This window comes from Virgibacillus byunsanensis (assembly GCF_042675965.1).
Classification (GTDB): Bacteria; Bacillota; Bacilli; order Bacillales; family Amphibacillaceae; genus Virgibacillus_R; species Virgibacillus_R byunsanensis.
The window spans coordinates 433,651-453,165 of record NZ_JBHTKJ010000007.1 but is presented as its reverse complement, the minus strand read 5'-3'; the positions used below and the strand labels follow the sequence as shown (position 1 = coordinate 453,165).

16 protein-coding genes are annotated in these 19,515 nt (G+C 37.4%); 4 read left to right on the top strand and 12 right to left on the bottom strand.

Translation table 11 applies throughout. The features are described 5' to 3' along the window. Positions 1 to 272: 272 nt before the first annotated feature. From rpoN to ACFQ3N_RS03740, 7 genes are all read right to left on the bottom strand, one after another. A complete protein-coding gene (gene rpoN / locus ACFQ3N_RS03770; protein WP_390359661.1) occupies positions 273 to 1,592 on the bottom strand; it encodes an RNA polymerase factor sigma-54 in 1,320 nt (439 codons plus the stop codon). 398 nt (positions 1,593 to 1,990) lie between these two features. Further along, a complete protein-coding gene (locus ACFQ3N_RS03765) occupies positions 1,991 to 3,478 on the bottom strand; it encodes an aldehyde dehydrogenase family protein (protein ID WP_390359659.1) in 1,488 nt (495 codons plus the stop codon). 29 nt (positions 3,479 to 3,507) lie between these two features. Next, a complete protein-coding gene (gene dapA / locus ACFQ3N_RS03760; protein WP_390359657.1) occupies positions 3,508 to 4,386 on the bottom strand; it encodes a 4-hydroxy-tetrahydrodipicolinate synthase in 879 nt (292 codons plus the stop codon). Between the two features lie 31 nt (positions 4,387 to 4,417). Further along, positions 4,418 to 5,842 carry a Na+/H+ antiporter NhaC gene (gene nhaC / locus ACFQ3N_RS03755; RefSeq protein WP_390359655.1) on the bottom strand — a complete coding sequence of 475 codons (1,425 nt, stop codon included), beginning with the start codon at positions 5,840 to 5,842 and terminating at the stop codon, positions 4,418 to 4,420. A gap of 80 nt (positions 5,843 to 5,922) precedes the next feature. Further along, positions 5,923 to 6,840: a proline racemase family protein gene (locus ACFQ3N_RS03750; protein WP_390359653.1), complete on the bottom strand. Its 918-nt coding sequence runs from the start codon at positions 6,838 to 6,840 to the stop codon at positions 5,923 to 5,925. Between the two features lie 15 nt (positions 6,841 to 6,855). Beyond that, the gene (locus ACFQ3N_RS03745) at positions 6,856 to 7,878 is read right to left on the bottom strand and encodes a proline racemase family protein (RefSeq protein WP_390359651.1); all 1,023 of its coding nucleotides are present in this window, start codon (positions 7,876 to 7,878) and stop codon (positions 6,856 to 6,858) included. Position 7,879: 1 nt separating this feature from the next. Then, positions 7,880 to 9,058, bottom strand: a complete 1,179-nt coding sequence (locus ACFQ3N_RS03740) for an NAD(P)/FAD-dependent oxidoreductase (protein WP_390359649.1) — start codon at positions 9,056 to 9,058, stop codon at positions 7,880 to 7,882. A gap of 166 nt (positions 9,059 to 9,224) precedes the next feature. Here ACFQ3N_RS03740 and ACFQ3N_RS03735 point away from each other — a divergent pair, with 166 nt between their 5' ends. From ACFQ3N_RS03735 to ACFQ3N_RS03720, 4 genes are all read left to right on the top strand, one after another. Then, a complete protein-coding gene (locus tag ACFQ3N_RS03735; protein ID WP_390359647.1) occupies positions 9,225 to 10,937 on the top strand; it encodes a sigma-54 interaction domain-containing protein in 1,713 nt (570 codons plus the stop codon). An 82-nt stretch (positions 10,938 to 11,019) separates the two neighbouring features. Beyond that, entirely contained in the window at positions 11,020 to 11,274 is a 255-nt protein-coding gene (locus ACFQ3N_RS03730) for a (2Fe-2S)-binding protein (protein ID WP_390359792.1), read from the top strand. Next, the gene (locus tag ACFQ3N_RS03725; RefSeq protein ID WP_390359645.1) at positions 11,271 to 11,609 is read left to right on the top strand and encodes a (2Fe-2S)-binding protein; all 339 of its coding nucleotides are present in this window, start codon (positions 11,271 to 11,273) and stop codon (positions 11,607 to 11,609) included. Before ACFQ3N_RS03730 ends, ACFQ3N_RS03725 begins: the two co-directional genes overlap by 4 nt. After that, positions 11,602 to 12,828, top strand: coding sequence for an NAD(P)/FAD-dependent oxidoreductase (locus ACFQ3N_RS03720; protein WP_390359643.1), 1,227 nt, complete (start codon positions 11,602 to 11,604; stop codon positions 12,826 to 12,828). The genes ACFQ3N_RS03725 and ACFQ3N_RS03720 overlap by 8 nt, the downstream gene beginning before the upstream one ends. 169 nt (positions 12,829 to 12,997) lie before the next feature. Here ACFQ3N_RS03720 and ACFQ3N_RS03715 read toward each other — a convergent pair whose 3' ends face one another. From ACFQ3N_RS03715 to ACFQ3N_RS03695, 5 genes are all read right to left on the bottom strand, one after another. Next, positions 12,998 to 14,245: a M20 family metallo-hydrolase gene (locus ACFQ3N_RS03715; protein WP_390359642.1), complete on the bottom strand. Its 1,248-nt coding sequence runs from the start codon at positions 14,243 to 14,245 to the stop codon at positions 12,998 to 13,000. Between the two features lie 143 nt (positions 14,246 to 14,388). Beyond that, complete coding sequence (locus tag ACFQ3N_RS03710; RefSeq protein WP_390359640.1) at positions 14,389 to 15,321, bottom strand: ABC transporter permease; 933 nt, start codon at positions 15,319 to 15,321, stop codon at positions 14,389 to 14,391. Between the two features lie 13 nt (positions 15,322 to 15,334). Then, positions 15,335 to 16,336 (bottom strand): ABC transporter permease, encoded by a 1,002-nt coding sequence (locus ACFQ3N_RS03705; RefSeq protein ID WP_390359639.1) that lies wholly within the window; start codon positions 16,334 to 16,336, stop codon positions 15,335 to 15,337. A 163-nt stretch (positions 16,337 to 16,499) separates the two neighbouring features. Next, on the bottom strand, positions 16,500 to 18,116 hold the full coding sequence (locus tag ACFQ3N_RS03700; RefSeq protein WP_390359637.1) for an ABC transporter substrate-binding protein: 1,617 nt from the start codon (positions 18,114 to 18,116) through the stop codon (positions 16,500 to 16,502). Positions 18,117 to 18,167: 51 nt separating this feature from the next. Beyond that, entirely contained in the window at positions 18,168 to 19,343 is a 1,176-nt protein-coding gene (locus ACFQ3N_RS03695) for a M24 family metallopeptidase (protein ID WP_390359635.1), read from the bottom strand. Positions 19,344 to 19,515: the final 172 nt, after the last annotated feature.

Sequence of the window (19,515 nt, the reverse complement as noted above, 5' to 3'; positions counted from 1 at the left end):
GTTAAAACGCACCCCATTTAAATAGAGATCACGCTTCGAGTTGAATATTTTCCTTTGTACAAAACTCTGAAGTTCAACCTGGTTAATCACAGATTTAACATTACATTCAGCCAATAGATCCTGCAGGTGATGGATGGCAGAATTACTTACCCCAATGGCACGCTACTTGCCCGTCTGCATACAATTTTTCAGGAGGCTTCCACGTCTCTTTAAACAATCCCTTTACAGGCTAATAAATCCAAATAATCTAAATGTGATGGACAAAAGCGAATTTATATTTCTCTTCGTTTTCTAGAAGGTGGAATTTTTAATTCTTCTCGATATTTTGCAACAGTACGGCGTGATATCACAATGTTTTGCACCAATTTTAACTCTTCTGAAATTTTCTGATCCGAAATAGGCTTCCGCTTGTCTTCCTTTTGAATTAGCTCTTCAAGTAAGATTTTAACTTTTGTCTGGGATGTTGTATTTCCATTTGTTGAACTTAATTTTGTTGTAAACAATTTGCGTAGATTAAAGGATCCTATTGGAGTCTGAATAACTTTATTCATGGTTGCTCTACTCACGGTAGACTCGTGCATATTTATTTCATCAGCAACCTCTTTTAATGTAAGTGGCCTAAGTGCACTAAATCCCTGGATAAAAAAATCCGACTGCCTTTTCATAAGTGAATGTGTGATTTTAAGAATTGTATTTCTGCGTTGTTCTAAACTATTCTGCAGCCATTGATACTCTTTATACTTATCCTGAACATATTTATATGTCTCATCTTTATTGGTAGTCATTCCAAAATATTGGGTATTGAGGTTGATACCAGGCAAAAATTTATCATTTAAATACACTTCGTACCCACCTGCTTTATTTTCTATAATAATATCGGGAACTAAATATTCAGTAGCAGTAGTTGAGTATAGCGTACAAGGTTTAGGATGGAGTGTTTTTATAATGTCATATGCCCTTTTTACTTCGGCTAACGTAACTTTCTCTTCTTTTGTAATAATTTCCCATTTTTTATCCGCGATATTATCTAGATGATTACGTATTATTAGTTGTGCAGTCGTTTCTTCTGGGTAAAAGTGTTTAAGTTGCAAAAGGAAGCATTCAGATAGATTTCTGGCCCCTAATCCAATCGGCTCCAATTGTTGAAGCAAGGAAATCCCCTTAGTAACACTGGATTCGTCGATTTGGAGTTCAGCAGCAATTTCCGCTTCATTTATATCCAAATATCCATTTTCATCCAAATTAAGAATGAGGTATTGAACGATATTACGGTCATATACAGATATATCTAACCAGTTTACTTGCTGAAGTAAATTTTCATGCATGGACGCTTCCTCATTGGCAATATAATCAAATGGATCATTTTCATATTGTTGTGGCCCCTTAGATGTCCCAGTACGGATAGGAAAACTTTCTTTATAGGAAATCGTCTCTTCGTTTTCTACTAATTCAATCAATGGATTTCCCTCATACTGCTGTAAAATATACTGATATAATTCATATGTTGAATATTGAAGTAATGATATAGCCTGTCTCAAGTCTGCCGTCATTACAATATTCAGATTCTGCCTTTGCTGTAGTTGCATTTCCATACTAGTTCCCCCTATGAAACTTACTGCCAAATGCCCTTACATTCTATTATAATACGATTTTACCAAATCATCTATGAAATATTAAATAATTGTGATAACTTTCTGGATTCTCTATACTCAAAAAACCACTAGTGCGCCCTGTACGTCGGAGCTGGACGTGGCTAATTCTATAGATAAATATACATAACTTTCAAGTTATATAGTTTCTTTACATATTAGAAACCTTGGCTTATCGTTAAAGGGATTCTTAGTAAGTGTACTTTGCTTTCTTAGATTCCCTTATGCTCTGGAGTGCAATCCTTAATGGCAAAAGCCTTAGTTTCACTTATGTAGATAAGAAAGTTTTCCTATCTATTAAAAAAATACGGCTGTCCTTATGAAAGGACAGCCATAAAATGTTATTTAATTTTCACTAAGACACTTTTCACTTCGGTGTAGTTGGCCAAACCGTATTCGCCACCCATTTCTCGACCAATTCCAGATTGCTTATAACCACCAAATGGCATCGTTTCAAGCTCCAGGCCGAAATCATTAACCCAAACAGTACCAGCTTGCAGTTTACCTGCAATATAGTGTCCTTTTCGAATATTCTCCGTCCATACACTGGCTGCCAGACCATATTCGCTATCATTTGCTCGTTTAATTACTTCTTCTACCGTATCAAAGACGAAGACAGACATGACTGGACCAAAAATTTCCTCGCGTGCGATTGTCATATCGTCTTCAACATCAGCAAATATAGTTGGCTGCACGAAATAACCTTTGTCGAATACTTTTTTTCCGCCTGCAACTAAGCGTGCTCCCTCTGCTTTTCCTTTTTCAATGTAATCGAGAACTGTCTTTTGCTGCTTAGCAGAAACAAGTGGTCCCATTTCCGTTTCCGGGTCCATGCCTGGGCCTAGTTTCGTTGCATTTGCGCGTTCAGCCAATACTTCTACAACATGGTCATAATGCTTCCGGTGTACAAAAACTCGTGTGCATGCACTACAGTTTTGCCCGTGATTATACATCGTACCGTCAAATGCGCCTTGGATTGCTTCTTCTATGTTTGCATCCTCCAAGATAATGGCTGGTGATTTTCCACCTAGCTCCAATGTAATCCCTTTAATTTGATCTGCAGCTTTTTTCATCACTTTTTTCCCTACAGCCGTTGAACCTGTAAAGGCAACTTTTGCAACATCCTCATGGGTCATAATCGCTTCACCGGCAACACTTCCTGAACCAGGAACAACGTTGACAACGCCATCGGGAAATCCAGCTTCCTTAAACAGTTTTGCTGCATATAGAAGGGATAAAGGTGTTTCACTTGCAGGCTTGATAACTACTGTACACCCAACTGCTAGTGCTGAACCAAGTTTCCAACCTGCCATGGCAAGCGGGAAGTTCCATGGTATGACTTGTCCGACAACACCTACAGGCTCATGAACAATGTAGTTAAAATAATCTGGTGATACATTAACCGTCTGGCCTGTAATCTTTGTTGCCCATCCAGCGTAATAACGGAAATGTTGAACGGTTCCGTCTACATCATCCTCAAGTGCAACCTCATACGGCTTTCCATTGTCTAAAGCTTCTAGCTGTGCAAGTTCTTCCCGGTTCTCATCCAATAGGTCCGCAAATTTATAAATAAGATGGGAGCGTTCAGCTGCTTCCATTTTCGTCCATTCGCCTTCTTCAAATGCCTTTTTGGCAGCTGCAACTGCAGTATCAATGTCTTCTGCTTGTGCTTCACTTACTTTTGCAATCTCTTCTTCTGTAGCAGGGTTATAAACGTTAAATGTCTTTTTGCTACTTGCCAGAACATAATCCCCGTTAATATATAACCCTTTTTCTCCTTCTAAAAATGCTTTTACTTTTGGTTTTAACTCAACTTCTGTAGTGTTCATGTAATCATCTCCCTTTTATTTTTAGTAGATTATACAGTTTTTAAAATTTCTTGGAGATTCTTGTCTTCCTCTTCTGTTAATGGAAGTCTTGGTTTACGAGAAGGCCCGCCTGCCAAACCTTGTAGGTCCATTGCTCGTTTTACGATTTGAACATATTTACCTGAACCTTCAATAAAGTTACATAACGGTAAAATATCATCATACAACTTCCATGCCCGGTCCATATCATTCTCTTTTACACTATTGTACAAGTCCGTTACGAGACCTGGTGCTATATTTCCTGCAACAGATATCCACCCTGTCGCACCAACTAAAAACGACTCGAGTGCTAAATCATCAGATCCGCAGAATGTTTGTAAAAATCCGCTTCCTTGTCTAGTAATATCACGAAGTTTACTAATGTCGCCACTAGATTCTTTTATATGGGTAATATTCTCTACGTCTCTAGCTACGTTTAAAATGGTTTCAGTCCCAATATCCACACCAGATGTGAAAGGGTTGTTATAAATCATAACAGGGAAACTAACTGATTCTGCAACGGCTTTAAAATGCTCATAAACTTCCTCATCTTTTGGGTGTGCATAGTAAGAATTAATCAATAAGGCAGCATCTGCCCCTGCACTCTCGGCATGCTTGGTAAACATTATTGCATCCTGCGTTGTTTCTGCGGCAGTTCCAACAATTAATGGAATACGTCCATTAACTTGTTCAACAGCTAATTCGGCAGTTTTAAATTTTTCTTCCTTCGTGAGGCTAACAAACTCACCTGTGCTTCCGTTAACTACAATTCCTGCTACGTTCTGCTTAATGTAATACTCAATATTCTCTTTTAATCCGTTATAATCAACCTCTTCATTCTCATGCATTGGTGTAATCAGTACCGGAAATGCTCCTTCTAATTGTTTCATTTAAATTCCTCCTTAAAATTATATGATACTTTTACAAATTTACTGCTTCCTTTTGGTTATCTGCATGATCATCTTTTTCTTTTGTATACCAAATGAATTTGTTGGTAAAACCATAGATAATGGATATGGCTACTACTAAAAAGTTAAACCAAAGAAAAGGTACATAGGCCAGAGTGGAAACACCTAGAGTAGCAGCCATAAAGACACCGCCATCCGACCATGGAACCATTGGTGTGGTTACAGTACCACCGGCCTCCGTATTTCTAGAAAGTACTCTGCGATCAATGTTCAAACGATCGTAGTTTTCTTCTGTGATTTTACTAGCAGTAATGATAGATACATAGGCAGCTCCACCAAAGAAGTTACCAAAAAAGCCCGAAATAATCGTTGTTAGCGTCGTCTTTCCTGCATTGTCAGCCCAGGCAAGCATTTTCAGACAAATAACTCTTAGAATTCCAATCTTCTCCATTAACCCTCCAACACCAAGAGCAAATAAAATTAACACGATCACATTCAACATGAAGGTAATTCCTCCACGGTTTAGTAGATTATCAATGAATTCTACACCGGATGCTATCTCCCCACCAGTGTATAAAATATTGAATGCTTGCAACGGTGCAACACCTTGAAATAGAAATGCCCAAACGGATCCTAACAAAGCACCAAACAGAATTACTGGTATGGACGGCATCTTCAACGCAAGCATTGCAATTACTACAATGGCTGGAATGATCATATACCAACTGACATTGAAGTAATCACTTAATGCAGACATGGTTGATTCTGCTTGTGACAGATCCCCACTACCATCAATAAAGATAAATCCTGAAATTAAAAATAACGTTCCTGCTATAAGAAATGCAGGTCCACTAACAACTAGCATAGATTTAATATGCTCTATCAAATTGACCTTTGACAGCGAGGCAGTCATTACAGTTGTATCAGATAAAGGTGATAGTTTATCCCCAACATAACAACCAGATATAACTGCACCTGCAACTAATGCAATAGGAAGTCCAAAACTTGCCCCTATTCCCATCATCGCTATCCCTGCTGTACCAGCAGAACCAAAAGACGTTCCGGTTGCGATGGAGGTTATTGCACAAATAATAAACGCAGCCAGCAAGAAAATATTTGGATGAATTATGGACAGCCCATAATAAATAATACTTGGAACGATCCCACCAGCTATCCAAGTACCAATCAACGCTCCGACCGATATTAATATAAGAACGGCTTCTGAACCATCGTAAATTCCTTTCAAAATTCCATTTTGCATTTCTTTATAGCTATAACCAATTCGTAGCCCGACTAACATGATCAAAAACCAGGTTGTCAGTAAAGCTAATTGGATCGAAATTTCAAACTGCACTACAAACAAGTACATAATCAGTGTAAAGGAAATTAACACAAACGATACTTCTGGTAGTGTGGGTAATCTTCTGTCTTTTGTCATAATACTATTTACTCCTTATTCTTGAATTTATAATCTAAAACGAAATCGCTTTCAATTATTTAAAACCCTAATCCCCCCTTTTATTTTAATAAAAAGCCATTTTCCAATGGATCTGCTTGATCATAAATAAACTGATGCATACCTGTTACAAAAGCTTGCGATTCCATTGTGAAGCAAGTATTACTATCGTTAATTGACTTACTTGTCAAGGTACTATCAAAAATACTGTAATTCCTCAGTTGATCAACTGGCTTCTTATTTAATAACGTAGTGTGAATGGCAAATGTACTATCTATACCAGGTGAACGAACTATACTTCCGTCCCGCTCGAACGTAACAGAGCGAATGGTATCTACTGAATTGTCAACACTATCGGTGATAATGACCCCAGCAAATGCTGTATTTTCATTTCTCATTTTTTCTGTGATGTTTTTCCCCCATTTCATAACAGAGGACAAATGATCTAAGTGCAACCCCGGTAGTGATGCTGGTAAGGAATAGACATAGTATCTCCGTCTGTTGTCCACATCTACCAAACTATATTCAACATGTTCTTCTAGTAATCTGCATTCGTTACTTTTAAGTGACACAGCCGTTACTTCATTATTTTCAAAAGCTGCTTGAATGGTAAAGATCCCTTCAACCGTTTCTATTTCATAGCGATTGTTTTCGTTGACAGGTATATTCCCAGTTTCTAGTAGTGCTGTTATGGTCGTAATAAGCCCACCATATTTAAACTGAATTTCGCTTTCATGGTTGAAAAATAATAATGCATAATCCGCTACGGAGGATGGAATTACCATACATCCATTCATGCCTCGATGACCTCTTGGCTCATTTAATAAAAATTGCTTCTCATTTTGAAAATTCCTTTGTAGCAGTTCATGGTTACCTAAAATATCGTTCTCATCTAATGTGATCGATGATTGAGTAACAATTCTAAACGCCTCTCCTGCAACATGCGTATCGATTGTGGTAAACATCTTCTGAATGTTCATTCCATAGCACCTCCTTTAATGCCCTTCCATTGGCGGAATAAGTAAATAGCCTTCTTTAAGTAGATCCTTTTCGTTATAGAAAAACCGGTGCATTCCCATCAACCAAGCAGAACCAGTAACCTCCGCGATAACAGCATCGTATTCCTTCACCTTCAATGTCTCTAGAATTCTAGCTTTAAAAAGGGAGCCTACTATGCTTTCATGTACAAATAAGTCATGTTCCCCTATTTGATGATTGCTGTACAGTACCGCTAATTTTGCTGATGTACCTGTCCCACATGGCGACCGATCAATTCCACCTGGTGGTACGACAACTGTATTTTTAACATCTGCATCTGGGTGAACAGGATCCGTAAAAAACTCGATATGGGTAAGTCCATTTATAAATGGATACTCCGGGTGTACGATATCTTCTACCTCATTAATTTTATTTCGAATTGTGATCGCTTGACCAATGATTTCTGAGGCATTTTTTGTATGCAAATCCAATCCCAGTTTTCGTGCATCGATAATTCCGTAAAAATTACCTCCATAAGCAATGTCACACTCTACAGCACCAATCCCCTCTACCTCAACATCAATTGTTTTCAGTAAAAAGGCAGGTACATTAGCAAATGTAACTTCTTCTGCCTTGCCATTATTAATCTTAATAGTAACGTTAACTAACCCGGCAGGAGTATCTAACTTGACATGTGTATACGGCTCTTTTGTTTCAATTAGCCCCGCTTCAACAAGGGCAGTACAGCAGCCGATCGTATCATGACCGCACATCGGCAAATAGCCACCAGTTTCAATGTAAATAACACCTAAATCGGCTTCAGGATGACACGGTTCTACGAGTAATGCACCTGACATCACATCGTGACCTCTTGGTTCATTCATTAGAAATTTTCGTATCCAATCATAATGTTCTTTCATATAAAGCATTTTTTCAGACATCGTATTTCCTTTTAATACAGGGAGTCCGCTTATGACGGTTCTTGTCGGGTTCCCGCCTGTATGTGTATCAATCGTTGAAAATAATCGTTGAAATTGCATTTTATGATGTCACCTTCTCTTTAAAACGATCATAGTGAAGGGGGGCTATCGGAATCGATGTCGCCTCACCTGAGATCATTTCTTCTATTACCTTGCCTGTAATTGCTGCTAAACTGATCCCATCTCCTTCATGTCCTGCCGCCACATAAAAACCTGGCACTTCATCAACATGGGATACAATTGGCAGATGATCCTCTGTCCATGGTCGCAAACCGGAATATGTTCTAATCACTGTCATGTCTGCCATTTTCGGATAGAATCGTACTGCTCTCTTTGCTATTGCTTTGGTTATTTCATGGTTGACCTTTACATCAAAGCCTGTAAATTCCCGACTACTTCCTATTAAAAAGTTCTGGCTTTCAGTCGGTTCAAATACTAACGCTACCCCGTATTTCTCTGTTGCCTGATCAACCTGTCGCTCTCCACCGAATTTTGAAATAAGATACCCAAATTCCATAACCTTTCGTAGTCCTACAGGCTTTTGTCTAGAAGCAACAATGAGTTGACCCTTTCTAGGCTCAATAGGAATATCAACGTCTAGCATTTCTCCAATAAATGGTGCCCATACCCCACAGGCGTTAACTACTTTATTGGCAGTAAACGTTCCCTTACTCGTTTCGATGACAAAGTGGCCTGATGGATCTTTTGATAGATTTTTCACTTCTGTTTGGGTATGTATGTTAGCCCCAAACTGTTTAGCACTATGAACCATAGAATACGTCAGCATATATGGATTAACGGTAGAATCAGTTTCACACTCTAACCCACCATACAAATCATCTGCAAAGTAATCGGATTCGTTTCGCAAATCTTGGCGATCCAGCATATTAAAAGGAAGTCCTGCATCCACTTGCTGTTGAACCCACCTATTTGCAGCTTCCATTTCTACATCATTTTCACAAACTAAAATACTTCCTGGGTTCCGGTATTCAAATGGTATCGCTAACTCTTTACTTAATTCATGGACCAATTGTTGGCTTTTTAATGACATTTGACTATCAAAACCAGGGTCCTTATCTATTGCCAAGATATTCCCATCACACCTGGAAGAAGTTCCACTTGCAATTTCGTTTTTTTCCAGAACGGTTATATCAAGTCCAGCCTTTGCACAATAGTAAGCTATAGCTGCACCCATGATTCCTCCTCCAATAACAACCACATCACGATGCAAGATATTCATAAAACCCTCCTTTCTCATGTAGCTCTCCTAATATAATATGCAAATTTTATGCCAATTTACGAATAGGTATATTAATCAAAATATTATTGCTTTTTACTATCAAATGTGTAAAAATAATTATAAAGTGTAAAGAAATTTATACATGATAGAAGAAGGAGGCGATGACATGCAACTATCAGTTAAAAATGTTATGAATGACCACTTTATCCTGCTAAACAGAGAAACTGTAAGCGATGCCGAAATTGGCTCTATCCTACACGCTGAATATCCTAAAAAAACGTTTCTGGTTGTTCATCATAAAATTCATCACGTCAAGCCAAAAGAAGAGACGAATCATTTCCATCTACTTGATTGTGGTGAGCAATCAATTGATGATGAGGTCTCCATTTTAATAAAAGCTTTAGAAAAAAATGAAACCGTTATCATTAAAGATAAACAAGGAAAAATTATTGGTTACGTAAACGCTCAAGTGCTTTGCGATAAAATTTTCACTAAATACCAGCATGTAAACGCCTATACATCTACTATACTAGAAACGATTGACGGCTCATGCACTGTCATTGACAACGACAAGCGAGTACTGGTTTGGACAAAAGGTGCTGAACAAATTTTTTCAGTAAAAAGAGAAGAAATTATCGGGAAAAAAATTACGAATTTTTTTAACAAAGATCGATTGGAAATATTGAGAACACTTGAGGATGGAACAACCGTTCATCACAGCCAGCATAAAGCTAGAGAAAACCAGGTTGTATTAATAAACTCCAATCCGGTTTACTTACATAACAAAATAATCGGAGCAGTAGTCTCAGAAACGGATATCACCAGTCAAGTGAAATTAAATAAAGAACTCTATAACACCTCTGAAAGACTTTTCAGCTTAGAAAAAGAGGTGAATAAGCTTACTGCTACTGATAATCCGTTTATCAATATAAGAGGGAATAGTACTGGACTTAAACAAACCATGAACAAAATTAAAAAAGCAGCGTCAACCGATACGAATATATTAATCCATGGAGAAAGCGGTGTTGGTAAAGAGCTTTTCGCAAAATCTGTTCATCATATCCGCGAAGGACAGCCAGCACCATATGTAGCTATAAATTGTGGTGCCATCCCTTCTTCTCTATTTGAGAGTGAAATTTTCGGGTATGAAAAAGGCGCATTTTCCGGCGCAGATCAAAAAGGAAAGAAAGGAAAAGTAGAACTTGCAAAGGGAGGAACACTCTTTTTAGATGAAATCGGCGATATGCCATTGGACATGCAAGTCAAGCTCCTGCGTTTACTGCAAGAACGAAAATTTTATCCAGTCGGTGGAACAAAGGAAATGGAAGCAGACTTTAGACTAGTCGCCGCAACGAATAGTGATCTACAAGAACTTGTAAAGAAAGGAAAGTTTAGAGAGGACTTATACTATCGATTAAATGTGGTAAGTATTGAGGTCCCACCGTTAAGGGATCGCCCAGAAGATATTATTGAATTAACACATTATTTCCTTTACGAAGTATCCATTAAATACAATAGACCGATACATGGAATCTCCCAAAGCGTTATGCAGGCACTACTGCAGCATCAATGGCCGGGAAATATTAGAGAATTAAGGAATGTTGTCGAACGATTAGTTGTTTTCTCAGAGAATGGCAAAATAAAAATGGATGATCTCCCTTTTGAAGCAAACGTAACCAACAAACCAGAAGGGATTTCCCCAACTCCTACCGAACATGAAAACCTATCTTTGAATGAACGAATACAAGAATTCGAAAAGGAAATCATTATCAAAGAATTAAAGAAGGCTAACGGAAATAAATTGCTATGTGCAAAAAACCTTCAAATTACTAGAGCAACACTCTATAACCGGATAAATAAATTAGGCATTCAAGCTTGAATCTAAGTTTGGCATCATTCTTGCATAACAAATGATAGGTACACACATTAAAGTAGGAGTGATCCAATTGGCAGAAAAGGATATGATCATTTGCAGGTGTGAAGAGGTCACATACAATGATTTAGCAGAAACAGCAAAAAACTATACATGTTCTGCACGAGAATTAAAACTAAGAACAAGAGCTGGCATGGGATATTGTGGCGGAAGAACTTGCCGAGGGATGGTTGACAAGATGGCTACCGAGTTAAATCGTACAAAACACTCCCAAATCACATTAAAATACCAACCACCAATACGCCCTATTCGTTTTGAAGATTTAGGGGGGAACGATCAATGAACCGTCGAATTTTAAAACACCCCGTGCTTGACAATGTAGACGAAAAGAATAAGGTTACTTTCACTTTTAATCATAAAACCTATGAAGGTTTGGAAAATGAAACAATTGCTGCTGCCTTATTAGCTAACGGAATACGCACTCTTCGCCATCATGAAGAGAGTGGTTCACCTAGAGGAATCTATTGCAACATCGGGCATTGCTTTGAATGCAGGGTAAATGTAAATGACCAGCAAGGTTACCGTGCATGCCTTACACCAATACAGGAAGGTATGATTGTAAAGAGTAGCGACAAACTTCCAACACCAGTAAGGGATTGGGGGGCAGAAAATGAATAAGGCCATTATTATCGGAGCAGGTCCCGCAGGCTTATCCGCCGCTATAACCTGCGCCCAAAAAGGTCTAGGCGTATTAATACTGGATGAATACATGAAGCCTGGTGGAAGACTTTTAGGACAGCTTTATGAAGAACCAGACGGCTCATGGTGGAATGGTGTTAAAGAGTCCCATAATTTATATAATCAAGCTATAGAGTTAGGGGTTCAGATTCAGTTACATACATCGGTCAATAATATCGAAAAAATAGACAGAGAATGGATGGTATATACAGAAAAAGAGACCATTCAAACTAACCACTTATTAATAGCAACTGGAGCAGCAGAATCACCCGTCCCAGTGCCCGGCTGGACCCTACCGGGAGTCATGTCTGTTGGAGCAGCACAGGTTATGACAAACGTTCATAGAGTAAAACCTGGTGAACGAGGCGTAATCATTGGCATAAACGTGCTTTCCTCAGCTATAGCTATGGAACTAAAGCTTGCAGAAATTGATGTAGCGTGTCTAACGTTACCCAAAATGAATGAACTAACACTTGATGCAGCACATCCAAAAAAAGTAATGAATTCCCTACTCCACGTTTCCCATATGGCTCCATCACCACTCGTTAAGTTTGGTAGTAAATTCATGAAAAACGAGTTCATGAAAAATATTGGAGTTACCTTTTACCCTAAAAATGGGGTGAAAATGTGGGATATTCCGATCCAACTTCGAAAGGCTGTCATCGAAATATATGGTGATGCTCAGGTAGAAGGAGTCTTATTAGCAACTGTTGATAAAAACGGTGAAGTGATCAAAGGAAGTGAGGAACGAATCGCTGCAGATTTCGTTTGTATTGCCGGAGGATTATACCCACTAGCAGAATTAGCAGCAGTTGCAGGATGTCCATTTTATTTGGTGGAAGAATTAGGTGGCTATGTTCCTCTACATAATGATCGGATGGAAACAACATTAGACGGTTTATATGTCGCAGGAAATATCACCGGTATTGAAGGGGCAAAAGTTGCTGCAGCACAAGGGGTTACAGCCGGACTGTCAATCGCTCATCATTCCGGAGTCGAAGGAGTAGAAGCAGAAATAACGGAATCCATTCGAGCGATTGAGGATAAAAGAGATAATGCTTATATTCAGTTCCATCCAGATGTAAAGAAAGGAAAGGAAATCATTCAGGAGAAATGGGGGGAATATGAAAAATCTGCAAATGACTTCTTATTTAAATAACCATATTAGTTTTTAATGTCGACATCACATATTCATTTCAATACCCGATTAATACCTTGCAATTAATAAAAAGGAGAAGGTAGTATTTGTAAATCTACCTTCTCCTTTTTATTATTTTTATAAATTGTGTACTAAGCTCTTTTTAACATTAATAGAATATTACTTTCACCTATTTTTCAGCATTTATTTGTAAATATTTAGTTAAAGTATTTATACCCTTTTCTAGGTTCCTAATTGAGGTAAATTCACCTGGTTGGTGGCTAATTCCATCTTTGCAAGGGATAAAAATTAACCCAGATGGCCATTTTTTTGCCATATTCATCACATCATGTCCTGCCCCGCTATCCATAGTATAAGTGTAATATCCGTTTTCATTACTTGCTTGGATCAATTTTTGCTGGACGTCAATGTCGAGTATTACTGAATCATTATCTACTAATGTCTTGATTTCAATGCTTACATCATTCTTATCTTCAATACAATTACAATATTCCCTAATCGTATCTGCAAATCTACGCTTAATTTCATCATCAACACTTCGTATATCAACACCGAGTTCAACTTCACCTGGGATGACATTCATAGAATTTGGCTTTAAATTTATGGTGCTTACTGTTGCGACAAGAGAATGTGACGATGATTTATTTATTTTTATAGCTTCATCACTTATAAAATTTACTAAAGGCGTAATTGCAACAAATGCATCACGACGCTGATTCATCGGTGTTGTGCCTGTGTGATTAGCCATGCCATACACAGATATTTTTAATCTTACTGGACATGAAACACCATTTACCACACCTATATCAGCATTGTTTTTTTCAATTTGCATCCCTTGTTCAATATGTAATTCAACAAAGCTTTCTAACTTATCAACTGGGAGTTCAGGCTGATCAATTTCTTCCCAAATAAGTCCGTACTCTTCCATCGCTTCTTTTATTGTAACCCCATCAATATCTGTAACAAAGGACATTTCGGCTTTGTTCAACATTCCAGTAATAGCCTTACTCCCTATAGTTGAAATGCCAAATCTTGCGGACTCTTCTGATACAAAACAGATAACTGCGATGTTTTTCGCTGGTTGATACTGACTATCTTTTAAATTTTTTATTGCTCCTAGTGCACATAAAACTCCAGCTACTCCATCATAACCTCCACCACAAGGGTCTGTATCAAGGTGAGAGCCTATTGCTATCGTTGGTACTTCTTTATCTACTTCCCAAACTGCCCATTGGTTACCCACCCCATCCTGGTAAGTGAAGAGCCCCAGTTCTTTAGCAACTTTTTGAAAATGATTATGTGCCTCTGCTTCTTCTTTTGAAAAACTTAAACGTGTAAATCCCTCTGGAACATCCATTGTATCGGTAACATTGAGTTCGTGCAATTTTGTTTGTATCCATGAGGCTAGTTTTGTCAATTAATAAACCACCTTCCATTAAACTTACATAGCGCTGATCCATTAGTAAAAACTTTCAATAATTTATTGGTGTATTGCCCGTTTGAAGTAGGAGCTTAAAAACATACAATATAAAAAGAATAGTTTGATCAAATAAATATTAATTAATTTTTCATCTTCGGATCAAGTGCATCTCTCAAACCATCTCCAACTAAGTTGAAACCGAGAACAACTAATATAATTGATACGCCAGGTACAATTAGAGTCCAAGGAGCTATTTGAATAAAATCACGTGAATCAGCAAGCATTTTTCCCCATTCTGGTAAAGGGGGTTGTGCACCTAGACCTAGAAAACCCAATCCAGCAGCTTCTAAAATAGCTGTGCCAAAACCTAGAGTTGACTGAACAATGATTGGCGCTACACTATTAGGCAAAATATGATGAAATATAATACGTCCGTTTTTCATCCCCTGAGCTTTAGCTGCCATAATATACTCTTCTTCCCGTAAACTAATTACCTTAGATCTTACAAGCCTCCCAAAAATAGGGATATTGATAATTGCAATAGCTATTAGGGCATTTTCTAATGAAGCACCCAAAATTGCTACAACAGCAATTGCCAGTAAAATACTTGGAAATGCTAGTAATATATCAAAAATTCGTGATATGATCATATCAAGTCCACGCCCAAAGTAACCCGCAACAATTCCTAGTATAGTTCCAAAAATCAGAGCACCAGTAACAGCAAAAAATCCAACTTTTAGAGAAATTCGTGCTCCAAAAGCAATTCTAGTAAATATATCTCTACCTAGGTCATCTGTTCCTAACCAGTGTTGTTCTGATGGAGGCTCTAGGCGATTAACCAGATTTTGTTCATCGTAACTGTATGAAGAAATTAGCGGAGCAAATATACCAAGTAAAATAAATAATATAATAATAATTAACCCCGACAATGCAAAGCGATTTTTTCGTAATTGTTTTAATGTATCTCTCCAAGGAGAAATAGCTTTAATTTCTTCCTCCTCAAATTGTTGATTAGCTAAATTGGGGTTTTCTAATTGTTGTTTAGATTTTTTTTGTTTTTCTGTAGTCTTCATCTTCACAGCCCCCTTAGTATTTGATCCTTGGATCTATATAGGTATACAGAATATCAACAATTAAATTAATAATTACAAAAATAAAGGCAATTATTAAAATACCAGATTGTATTACTGGATAATCACGATAGTTTATTGATTCAAATACATAACGACCTATTCCAGGCCAACTAAATATTGTTTCTGTTAGTATAGCCCCACCCAAAAGAACCCCTGTTTGTAAACCAATCACAGTTAGAACGGGTATAGTAGCGTTTTTCAATGCATGCTTATAGACTGTTAAAAGTTGTCCTGAACCTTTTGCCCGTACAGTTCTGATATAATCAGATTTCATAACCTCTAACATACTTGATCTAGTCATTCTAGCAATAATTGCCATAGGAATAGTACCTAAGGCTAGACTTGGTAGTATTAAATGCTTAAGTACTGTTAATGTTTTTGCAAATTCCATATGAAGAAGAGTATCTAAAACAAAAAAATAAGTAATTGGTTCTATTGGGTCTTTACTACTTTGTCTTCCAAATGCGGGTAACCACCCCAACTCTTGAGAAAAAAACCATTGTTCCATTAATGCTAACCAGAAAACCGGAATAGATACACCTATTAGTGCAAAAAGCATAGCTGAAAAATCAAACCATGAATTTTGTTTCCATGCACTAATTATGCCAGCATTAACTCCAATAAAAACTGCAAAAATCATTGCAAATAATGTCAGTTCAAAGGTGGCCGCTACGTATGGCCATATTTCAGTAGAAATATCCGCTTTAGAACGTAAAGAAGTCCCTAAATCACCTTTCAGTAAGTCAGTTATATAAATACCATATTGTATAGGGTATGGCTTATTTAAGCCCATACTCTCTTCCAACTCCTCTATAGCCGACTCTGTACCAGTTTCACCGAGAATGACTTGCGCGGGATTACCGGGTATAAGGTGCACTATAGAAAAAGTAATTATAGTCATCCCAACCAAAACAGGAATTAACATAATTAATCGTCGCGTTATATAGGTAAACATATTTCCACCTCATTTCTTTTGTATATATCGATTTCTAGTTGTTAAATGTACAAAAAAACAATTTTTTAGTAGTAGTAATTGTTTTTTTCTAAATGGTGTTTTAGGCATAATTAAAGTTTTAGGGTAGTAGAGGATACTATGACTCTACTACCCTTTAGCTTTTCTATTTACTTAATTCAACTTCAGCTAACGATTCAGTAGTAGCTGGGTGCGGCTTATAATTTTCAACTTCTTTTCTTGCTGCTAATACAGGTGTAGAATGCACTAAAGTAACCATGGGAGAATCTTCCGAAATTAATCGTTGTGCTTCTTTATACAATTCTGCACGCTCATTTTGATCGGTTAAAACCCTTGCTCTATCAAATAGATCATCTACCTTTTCATTCTTATAAAAGGTACGGTTAGTACTTCCAATATTATTAGAATGTAGTAAGTTATTTAGAAAGTTATCCGGATCTCCATTTGTTCCTGACAATCCTAGTAGGAACATATCGTGTTCACCTTCAGCAGTCTTTTCCAAATATGGTGCCCATTCTTCTCGGACAATATTTACAGTTATACCGACTTCGGATAAATCATTTTGAATGATCTCAGCTACCTTTTCTGGATCTGGCATGTAAGGTCTGGCCACTGGCATTGACCATAAATTAATTTCAAATCCATCTTTATAACCTGCCTCAGCAAGTAAATCTTTTGCTTTCTCTTTACTGAATTCATAACCTTCGATTTCATCATTATAACCTAAATAGCCAGGTGGTAATGGATTAACAGCAGAACTTGCATAACCAGCGTATAAAGCATCTGCTATTGCTTGACGATCAATACTATGGTTAATTGCTTGACGAACAAGCTTATCATCTATGGGTTCTTTTGTTGTATTAAATCCTAAATAGCCAAAGTTGTTCTCACTGCGAGTATATAATTCTAAATTATCTTCAGCATCAACACCCTCCGCGTCATCAGGATTCAACCCATCTATGATGTCCACTTCACCTGAACGTAGTGCAATTAAACGTGCCGAATTATCTGGTATTACTTTAAAGATAACTTTATCTAGTTTAGGCAATCCTTCTTTTCGATAATCCTCAAACTTTTCTAAAATAATAGAGTCATCCTTGCTCCAACTAACAAATTTAAATGGACCAGTACCAACTGGATTCTGGTTTAACTCTGTTCCAAACTCTTCAAATGATGCTGGTGAAGCTATCGCAAAATCATCCATTGCCATGTTCTGCAAAAAGTAACCTAACGGTTCCTTTAATACAAATTCAACTTCATGATCCCCTAACACATTAATTTCTTCAATAACGTGACCTTCATCCCCTTTAAAACCTCCAAACATGGTTCCATATATTGTATGGAAATAGCCATCATCTGCAAAGGAATATTCATGGGCTGGATCTGCCCAGCGTTCGAAATTTGTTTTTACTGCCTCAGCATTAAAATCAGTACCATCGTGAAATTTAACCCCTTCTTCTAAATAAAAGGTGTATACCTTCCCATCATCTTCTGCTTTCCAATCATGGGCTAGACCAGGAATAACCTCAAACGATTCTTCCGAAAAAGATAATAAACTCTCAAAAACTTGCCGTGTCACACGAGAAACCTCGCCATCATTTGTACTAGCAAAATCTAAACTCTCAGAGTCTGCACCACGTGCAAATACTAAAACTTGTTCATCAGTATCTTCCGAACTTGTATTTTGATCATTACTACACGCCACTAGACCTAAAGTGAAAGGAAAAATAAACATACAAATAATTAAAAACTTAGATTTCATACTCTTTACCCCCATTAATATCGTATTATCAATACATATTTTCTAAATAAATTAACAAATCAAAGAATTAAGATCCCTTGGATAATAGGTTAGCATCTCCATACCATCTTCCGTAACAAGTACTGTATCTGAGTGACGAAAACCACCTAAACCTTGAACAAATATTCCTGGTTCTACAGTAAAGACCATTCCTGGTTCCATTATAGTGTGATCACCAAGGTCGAAAAAGGGAGCTTCATGCATCATCAATCCAATTGCATGCCCTGTATGGTGTGGAACATAGCGACGTATACCACTATCATCAACAAACCTTTGTACTTCCTCATCAACACTCGAAGTAGTTGCACCTGGTTTAATATTTTTAAAGGCAATTTCTTGTGCTTCATACATTAAATTAAAATACTTTTCCTGTTCAGGACTTACCTCCTTAACAAACATCGTTCTTTCCAGTTCACTTTGATAACCCCATACATCAGCTGCACCCCATGTAACAAGATTATCTCCTCTTTTCATCGTAGCGTTTTGTGTAACTACGTGAGGATATGCTGACAACTTACCAATTTGGCCTCTGAATCCAGCAAAGGCAGTCTTCCCATGGGGCTTATAATCTGACCCTAATGCATCAACCATTGCTAATGTTGCATCATGACTTGCCTTACTTGATACTTCGACTTCACTTAAACCTTCCTTAGAATACTTCTGTAAGTATCTGTGTGCCAAGTTTCCCCAGCGACATGACTCCTTAATTAGTTCAATCTCTGTAGATGATTTAATAAACCTCATCTCCTCAACCCAGGCATAAATAGATATAAATTCAGCATTAATTACTTCACTCAGTCGCGGACCACGATACCCGTAAGGTGAACCATACCCATCAAAGTCAAAACCAACATTTTTATCCTCAAATCCAGCATCAATAAGAATATCTTTAAAAAATTCCATTGGATGACGAAGTCCAGGAAACTCTGGGTATATATGAAACTCATCCACACATGCTAGTTCTGCTGCATAATCTTTTTCCAATGCAGGTACAAAAAGGTGTGTTTTCCCTTGTGGATCAATGAAAAAAGCTGTTGGGCGCTCAGTAGGAATGAAATGAAATCTAGTTAAATAAAAAATATCAGTAGAACTAAACAGAACTGCACAATTGATTTGTTTATCTTGAAGTTTTGAAAAAAAGCGTTGTTGTCTTTCTAGTGTTTCCTCAACAGAAATTGAAAGTTTCATTATTAATATCTCCCCTATTTAAAAATTATTTTTTAAGTTACTTTATTAAAGTTCCTGTCCAAACCACCTCCTTGATGTAAAGTTTATATATCTTGTACACATACAAATGGGTAAAAACACTTTATATAGTTCTATTACTCCACATGAGGAAGACCAATAGAGATGTAATTTT